The following is a 209-nucleotide window of genomic DNA, read 5'->3' as shown; positions in this document are numbered from 1 at the left end:
GTAGTTAGAGAGCATATCCAACAATTAGACGTATCACTCGGCGGAGGGATCGTAAGCGATAAGATCAGAGTAGCAACCATTGATAATCCTATTTTAATTATCTGACTTGGGGGAACGGGGATTGACGCCCTTCTCCGCTTGAAATATCAAATAAACCGCAGTTTCAATCTGCCTGCAGCCCCTATTTTCGGCTTAAGCATCGCCGCGCT

1 pseudogene is annotated in these 209 nt (G+C 45.9%); it reads left to right on the top strand.

Annotated elements, in window-relative coordinates:
* A pseudogene (locus A372_RS35755) lies at nucleotides 1-209 on the top strand (hypothetical protein); the annotation flags it as partial.

The organism is Paenibacillus sp. OSY-SE, from assembly GCF_000283315.1.
Classification (GTDB): domain Bacteria; phylum Bacillota; class Bacilli; order Paenibacillales; family Paenibacillaceae; genus Paenibacillus_B; species Paenibacillus_B profundus.
Note: the sequence above shows the minus strand (reverse complement) of the source record. Positions and strands in the feature narration are given on the sequence as shown.